This is a genomic window from Actinomyces dentalis DSM 19115 (assembly GCF_000429225.1).
Lineage (GTDB): Bacteria > Actinomycetota > Actinomycetes > Actinomycetales > Actinomycetaceae > Actinomyces > Actinomyces dentalis.
Map to the genome: position 1 here is coordinate 43,028 of NZ_AUBL01000032.1, position 7,898 is coordinate 50,925.

Sequence of the window (7,898 nt, forward strand, 5' to 3'; positions counted from 1 at the left end):
GATGGAGGAGCCGGCGGCGGGGGTCCTGCCGCAGTGGACCGGCGTCTACGCCGCCTTCGACGACGTCGCCCTGGCGGCCCTGGCCAACCGGGGCCTGGTGCGCCGCGGCCGGGCGGAGGTCGCTGCCGGGCGGGTCCGCCCGGTGAGGATCGACGACGACGCCGTGGTCGCGGCGGCGGGCAACCCGGCCGTCGAGGTCGTGCTCCCGCCGGGCGGGCCCGCCCTGGCGCGCTGCCCCTGCCCGGTCGCCGGGGTGTGCATCCACGTCGTCGCCGCCTGCCTGTGGCTGCGCGGGGCCGCCGGGGCGCTCCCCGCCGGGGCCGGCCCGGACGGGGCGGGCCCGCACGGCGGGCGCGCGGGATCGGCGGGGGAGGAGCGGACCGGGGCGCCTCCCGCCGGGGCCGGGCCGGACGGCGGCCCGCGGGCCGAGGACGCGAACGACCCGCAGGCCGAGGGCGCGGGCGAGAGCGCGGCCGAGGGCGCGGATGCGGGCGGGGCGCCAGCGGACGAGCCGGTCGACGCCCTCCTCGCCGAGGTCCTGTCCTGGCAGCCCGCGGCCGTGGAGAAGGCCCTGGGGGCGCCCGCCGCCCGCCGCGTCGCCGCCGCCCTGGCCGGAATCGGGACCGGCGACCTGGCCGAGGGCCTGGAGCTGGACGGCGCGCCCGGGCGCCTGACCGCGACCTGGCCGGGCGCCCCCGAGATCGTCATCGTCGCGGGCCTGGGGCCGCGGGGCATGGTCGTCTCCGGCCGCCACTCCCGGGTCGCGCGCGCCGCCTGGTGCCTGCAGGCCGTCGTGCGGATCTTCGCCGCCCGGGGCCGGGACTGGCCCTGGCCGCAGGGCAGCGCCCGCCTGAGCGACGGGCGGCGCGACGTCCTGGAGGCGGCGGCCAAGACCATCGAGGGCGTTGTGAGCGCCGGGATCTCCCGCGCCGGGGCCCGCAGCGCCCGCGAGCTGGAGCGGCTGGCCCAGGCGGCCCGCCTGGAGGAGATGCCGCGCCCCTCCCGGCTGCTCGCCTCCGCCGCCGGGACGCTGGGCGCGGTGGCGCGCCGCGAGGACGCGGTCGACGAGGCGCGCGCCCTGGGCTCGCTGGCCGCCGCCTGGTCCCTGGCCCGCGCCGTCCTGGCCGCGCCGGACGCCCCCGACCCGGTGCTGCTGGGGCGGGCCGGGACCCGGCAGACCGAGCCCGGCCTGCTCGTGCCGCTGTCCGCCGTGTGGTGGCGCACGCCGTCGGGCTCGCGGGGCGTGACGGCCCGCTTCTGGGACGCCGAGCGCCACCGGCTGGAGTCGGTGACCACGGGCCGGGCCGCCGGGGCCGACCCCGGCTTCCAGCGCTCCGAGGGCGCCGTCCTGCTGTGGAACGCCTCCATCGGGGCGCTGCTGTCCGCCCCGCTGCGCCTGAAGGGCGCCGCCCGGCGCGCCGACGGGACCCTGGCGCCCTCGAGTCGTACGACGGCGGTCGGCCAGGGCGGTTTCGACGGCGTCGACCTGCCCGGCCTGGCCGCCGAGCTCGACGCCCTCCAGAGCGGCCCCGGGGCCGCGGGCTTCGAGGCCCCGGCGCCGCGCGTGCGCCTGATCCCGGTGGCCGGAGACGGCCTGGGGCGCATCGACCTGGACGAGGTCCACCAGGAGTACGTATGGCCGGTGCGCGATGCCGACGGCCGGACGCACCTGCTGCGCCTGGACCCGGTCGGGGCGGAGCCGCGGTTCGTGGCCTCCCTCCTGGCGCGCAACCTGCCTGTCGTCGCCCTCACCGTCGAGGCGGGGCGCCCCACTGGCGTCTTCGTGCACTCCGACGGCGCGCTGAAGTTGTTCGCCCCCTCCCTGTCCTCGGTGCAGGCGGACTCCTACCGCTTCTTCCGCCGGCTGTCCGAGCGCCTGGAGGGCCTGCGCGCCCGGGCGGTGGCCGTGGCGCCCGGCCGCGAGCTGGGACCCATCGAGGCCCTGTGCGCCGATGCCCGCGAGGCCCTCACGGACCTGGCGGCCTCGGGGGCAACGGCCCCCGAGGGCATGACGGCGCACGTGCTGACCACCCGCGCCCGCGCCGCCGACCAGATGCAGCTGACGACCCTGGCCGCCGCCCTGGAGGAGGTGACTGTCCGGCCCGGGCCCGCCGCGGTGCTGCGCGCCTGCGCGGTGGTGGACCGGGTGCGGGCGCTGGCCGCCTGAGGGTCGGCCGGCGGGCGCATCCCCCTTCTGCGGCGGCCCGCATTCGTGTCGGCGCCCGACGATAGCCTCGCAGCAGACGCCGGTTCCGCGGCCGCCCGCCGCGCCGGCGCCGCCGCACGCCGAGCCGAGGAGGACCGCCGCCATGACCGACGCCCCGCCCGCGGACCCGGACGGGTCCGCGAACCCGGATGAGCCCGCGTCCCGCGACCGCCGGGTGCTGTCCCGGGCCCTGCTGCCGCTGCGCGCCGTCGACCCGCAGCTGCACGTCCGCGCCGTCGACCACGTCCTGACCGGGGAGGACCCCGAGGTGGTCGAGCGGATCGATGCCTGCGAGGAGACGGACCGCCTGTTCGGCTGCCTCGAGGAGAACCGCTACGGCTATATCGGAGACGAGAATGCGCAGCTCCTGAGCGGGGTGGGCGTGCGCTGGCCCGAGCGGATGGCCGTCCCGCCCCGGGATCGCGGCGATGTCATCCGCGAACTGCGCGATCCCCTGTACCGCGACGGGGCGCTGAGCGCGCCCCAGTGGGTGCGCCTGGGCGGGATGCTGTGCGCCATTAGGAGCACCGACTACTCCCGTAAGCACCCTCCCGCCGGGCGGTCGTACGTGCCCGACTGGCTGCGCGTCCTCATTGTGGACGTGCTCAAGACCTGCGCTACCGCCGATGACGCACCGCGGATCGCGCGGGACCGGCCCGGGTGGACGCCCGGGCGGTTGGCCCGCCTGCTGCGGGTCGAGGGCGTCGACGAGGCGCGCATCCCCGAGATAATGCTCAGGGTGTGGATCCTCGCCGCTCACATCGACCGGGGCGCGGCGGACCGGGGCGACGACCTCCCCGGCCTGCCGGAGTACCTGGAGGAGAACGGGCGGCGGATCCCCGCCACGATCCTGCGGCGCCTCGACAAGTACGACCGCGTCCGGCTGGTGCGCCTGGTCTCGGCGCGCCCCGTATCGCCGGCGCCCCTGGCCCGCCTGCTCGTCCCCCAGGCCCTCCACGAGTTCGAGGACGTCCGCCGCGAGGCGATCGGCCTGCTGGGGCGCATCCCCGCCGACGAGCGCCGCGAGCGGCTGAGGGAGGTCCTGGCGGGGCGGGCCGCCAGGAGCCGGGCCGGGCTCAAGCGGGCCGCGGCCCTCATCGACCACGTGGCCGCCGCCCCCGAGGACTGCGGGGTGCTCGACGAGGCCGCGCGGGACAACCCGGCGCTCGCCGCGCCTGTCGAACAGACGCGGGCCCGCCTGGCCTTCACCCGGTGGGCGATGCGGGAGGCGGACCGGGAGCCTCCGACCCTGCCCGGGATCGGCGCCCTGGACGACCGCTCCGCCGAGGAGGTCAAGGGTGAGCTGTGGCGGATCCTCAACCGCGTCGTCGACGACCGGTGGGATCCGCATGGTCCGATCCCCCGTGAGGAGGTCGCCCGCCGGGAGGGGGCCACGGAGGCGGACGTCGAGCACTTCATCGCCGTCGCCGACGGGCGGGCCACAGGATTGCCCAGGATCGTGAGGAGGCACAGGATCGTCTGGATCGAGAGCTGGCTGACCGGTCTGTCTATGACGCACCTGGTGCGGCTGGAGTCCCAGTACTCCTCGCCGGACCTGGACTCCGCCGTCTTCTGCCGCTACGACCCGGACACCGACCCGCGCGCGGTCGAGGAGCTCCTGGCCCGGATGGGCGCGTCGGTCAGCGCGCGCATGACCGAATTCTTCTGGGATCTGACCGATCCGCGCGTGCTGTGGCCGTGGGCGTCCCAGCACCCGGACCTGGTCGCGGGCAAACTCGCTAAGACCACCACGGCGCCGCGCGCCCTGAACGTCCTCGCCTACTTCCCCCGCCTGCCCGTCGAGCTCATGCCCGCCGTCGCCGCCCTCGCCGTCGGCTCCTCGGTGCGCGCCCGCAGCCGGGCGCAGGCCCTGCTGGCCGACTCGGACGGGGCGCTGCTCCTGGCCGAGCCGCTCCTGCGGGACCCCGATGAGGGCATCCGCCGTTCGGCCGCCTCGTGGTTGGGGTCGCTGGACCCCGAGCGCTCCCTGCCGGTGCTGCGCCGGGCCCTGGAGACGGAGGAGTCGCCGCTGGTGCGCGCCGCCCTCCTGGAGGCCGTGGGCGCCTGCGGGGGCGACACGTCCGCCCTCCTGGCGCCCGGGGTCCTCCTCGAGGAGGCGCGGGCGGGACTCGCGCAGAACGCCTCGGCGGGACCGCAGTGGCTGGAGTGGCGGGACGTGCCGCCGGTGCGCTGGGCCGACGGCGAGCCGGTGCCCGAGCAGATCATCCGCTGGTGGGTGGTGCTGGCCGATCGTCTGAGGAACCCCGACGGCCGGGGCCTGATCGGCCTGTACACCTCCCTGCTGGACGCCGGGGACGCCCGGGCGCTGGGAGCCTTCCTCGTGCGGGCCTGGATCGCCCGGGACACCCGCCACCCCGACCCGGAGGAGAGCCGCAGACTCGCCGAGGCCGTCGGCAAGCAGCGCTACGACGAGAACCAGCAGTGGCTGGTGCGCTGCCAGACCGATGAGCGGCAGGCGCGCTACCTGGAGATCGCGCAGAAGGAGGCCGCCGTTACACTCAAGGCCCGCATCGCCGCCGCCTACGCGAAATTCCAGGGCGAGTACCTGGGTTCGGCCATGGCGGATAAGGGTCTGGTGGCCTTCGCGGTGTGCATGGACGACGGCGAGCTGGCCGAGCTGGTACGCGCCTATATGCGGGACAATCCGCTGCGTCGCGCCCAGCTCGAGGCCCTTCTCCGCGCGCTGCGCGCCAATGGGCGGGACCGGGCGCTGCAGGTGCTGCTGGGCGTCGCCCGGCGTCACAAGATGGCGGGCATCCAGGCCACGGCCGCCGCCCTGGTGCGGGAGATCGCCTCCGAGCGGGGGTGGAGCGATGAGGAGCTGGCGGACCGCACCGTCCCGACGGCGGGCTTCGACGACGACGGTCTGCTGCGCCTGTCCTATGGGGAGCGCGAGTTCACCGGCCGGTTGACACCGGACTTGAAGATCCGCGTCACCGGCCCCGATTGCAGGAGTCGGGCCGGCCTGCCCGCGCCCCGCGCCGGTGAGGACGCCGAGGTCGTCAAGGCCGCCAAGAAGCGCCTGAGCGCCGCCCGCAAGGAGGCCAAGACCGTCCTGACCGCCCAGACCGAGCGGCTGCGCGAGGCCATGTGCCTCCAGCGGAGCCGGCGGGCCGGCCAGTGGCGCGAGCATCTGCTCGCCCACCCGCTCATGTCCGTCCTCGCTCAGCGCCTGATCTGGACGGCGATTCCGCCGGAGGGCGGGCCGGTGAGTCTGCGCCCCGAGGCCGGCGGCGCTCTCATCGGCCTCGACGACGCCGTCGTCGAGCTCGACGACGAGGCGCGGGTGACCATCGCCCACGGCACGCTGCTGGGCCCCGAGGCCGCGGCCGCCTGGCGGCAGCACCTGGCCGACTACGAGATCGAGCCCCTGTTCGACCAGTTGGACGCCACCGCCCCCTCCTTCGAACCGGACCAGAGGCGGCTGGACGACTTCGAGGGGCACATGACCGACGTCTTCGAGTTTCGGGCGGCGGCCATCGGCCGCGGCTACCGGCGCGGGCCGATGAGGGACGAGAACTGGTTCACCGAGTACGTCCGGCCCTTCGCCGAGGCGGACCTGACGGCGGTGCTCACCTTCTCCGGCGCCCTCATGCCGGAGCAGAGGGTCCCCTGCGCCACCGGCGTTCTGGAGCTGCGGCGCGGCGAGGGCCGCCGGGCCGTGCCGCTGGCCGAGGTGCCACCGGTGCTGCTGGCCGAGTGCTACGCCGACTACCGGGCGGTGGCGGCCCTGGGCCCCTACGCACCCGACTGGTGGGAGCGGGTCAAGCTGTGGTGATCCTCGGTGGAAGAGGCGGGGCCGACCGCCCCTTCCGCGAAACCGGCGGAAACGCCACGGAAACCGGCAGAAATGACGTACGATTCGATGTATTGGACTAGGATTTCGAACCACGGTTGGTCGCCGGGCGGGCCCACTGGCGCGGTGGCGGCTACCGCGGGACCCCTCCCCGGCGGGCTGGTCTCACTCATCGCACGGGTGGGGCGCGTGGGGCTCCTGAGATGGGTTTGGGCGGAGCCGTGTCCAGATCTGCCACAAAGGCGCCTCGAAGCGGGATCGGCCGCGGATAAAAGCCCGGAATATCAACGATTCTCTTTCGGCACTTCGGCGCGATCCGCGTCTTTGTGGCAGATGTGGACAACTGCGCCGCCAGTGGCCCCTCGCCGAGGGGAGGTCCCCGGTTGGACGGCGACCGTGACGAGCACCCCGACGGCCGGATGCGCTCGCGGGAACGCCGCCCGGCCGCGAGTACGTCACTTGACCCGCGAGCACGTCGCTCTAGCAGACGTGCTCGCGGGTCAAGTGACGTACTCAGCGGTTACCCGACGATCTCGCGGACCGCGGTGCCGGTCCGCCCGCCCCTCTGGGCGCCGCCCGGCGCCGAGACGTGCACTTCGCACTCGAAAGTGCAGCTCCAACCGTCATTCTCGAGGGCGAAATGCGCGTCTTGACGAAGAAGCGGGCCGACCTCGCCCCGGGACCCCCGGCAAGAAGGCTCAGGCGGGCGTGATGGCGGAAATTCGCTCAGCGGGTCGGTTCCGGTATTGAGCGTCAACGGCGTTGAGGCCGGAGGAGAGGGCCCGGGCCAGTCGGGACATCGCCTCGCGATCCTGGAGGAGCGGGACGACGAGAGCGGGCGCCGCGAACCGGGCGACGTCGACGGCCGTGCGCGGAGCTCCCGCCGATGTCAGGTACTGGTTGACCAGGTCCATGCCCGAGGCGAGGCCCCGTTTCGCCGCGTGCGCATCGAGCGCCGTCGCGATCGCCTCGAGGGTGGCGCTGGAAGTGCTGAGGGCATCGCGCACCATGGAGGCGAGATGGTCGTCATCGGCGTAGGCGGCGGTCAGATCCGCGAGCGTTCGGGGGACGGTGGTGACGGGCATGTCGTTGACCAGGGTGATCTCGGCGGGGTCGAGCGCCGCGCGGTGGTAGCGGATGTCGGTCTGCCGCGTCTGCTTGCGCTGCGGAGCGGTGAAGGAGTGCCGGATGGGGATGAGGTCCCCCATGCGGTGCAGGGCGGACGCCGAGGCGTGCGAAACGACGGGGGTGTCGACGGCGCGGGCCCGCTCATCGGCGAAGCGCCGGGGGTCGGTGCTCAGCCATGCTGCGCGAAGATCCTGATCGGGATCGCCGTCGGATGAGGGCAGGACGTACACCCCGTGACGAATGCGCGCGAGCGCTTCACCGTCCACGAGGCGGGCGAGCGCGGTGCGACTGATGCCGATCCGGGCCGCCTGCGCGGTTGTGATGAGACCGTACTGCGAGACGGTCGCAGTGTGAAGCGTTTGGAGCGCCTCTGCCGTACTCATGAACTCACCTCGCTGCGTTTGCTACATCATGCTGTAGCAAACGCAGCGGAGTGAGCGGGGCGCCCGGGGCCGCCGGACAGACGCCGATCCGCAGCGCTTCCGTGAGCGGCGGGGGCGAAGCAGCGGATCAGGGCGCTGGCCGGGCGGGCGCGCCGGATTCGTGTCGCAGTGCGCCGTTATCCTGCGAACATCCGATCCCGCCGGTGAGGCGACGGGGATCGGCGACGATAACCGCACGAGGAGACTCCATGACCAACACCTCAGTCCGAGATCTGGTCGACCGGGCGCTGCTGCCGCTCCGGGCGGTGGACGGGGCCCTGCACGATCGCGCGGTCGACTACGTCGTCGACGGCGCCCACCCGCA

The 7,898-nt window shown here is 74.7% G+C and carries 3 protein-coding genes; 2 read left to right on the plus strand and 1 reads right to left on the minus strand.

Annotated elements, in window-relative coordinates; genetic code table 11:
• The first annotated feature begins 1 nt into the window (after nucleotide 1).
• Both G446_RS0108425 and G446_RS0108430 read left to right on the plus strand, forming a co-directional pair.
• A complete protein-coding gene (locus G446_RS0108425; protein ID WP_026409826.1) occupies nucleotides 2–2,167 on the plus strand; it encodes a hypothetical protein in 2,166 nt (721 codons plus the stop codon).
• Nucleotides 2,168–2,309: 142 nt separating this feature from the next.
• Nucleotides 2,310–6,005 (plus strand): DUF4132 domain-containing protein, encoded by a 3,696-nt coding sequence (locus G446_RS0108430; RefSeq protein WP_051285796.1) that lies wholly within the window; start codon nucleotides 2,310–2,312, stop codon nucleotides 6,003–6,005.
• A 716-nt stretch (nucleotides 6,006–6,721) separates the two neighbouring features.
• On the opposite strand, the gene G446_RS18760 is transcribed toward G446_RS0108430, so the two are convergent.
• Nucleotides 6,722–7,534 carry a type IV toxin-antitoxin system AbiEi family antitoxin domain-containing protein gene (locus tag G446_RS18760; RefSeq protein WP_051285798.1) on the minus strand — a complete coding sequence of 271 codons (813 nt, stop codon included), beginning with the start codon at nucleotides 7,532–7,534 and terminating at the stop codon, nucleotides 6,722–6,724.
• Between the last annotated feature and the right edge of the window lie 364 nt (nucleotides 7,535–7,898).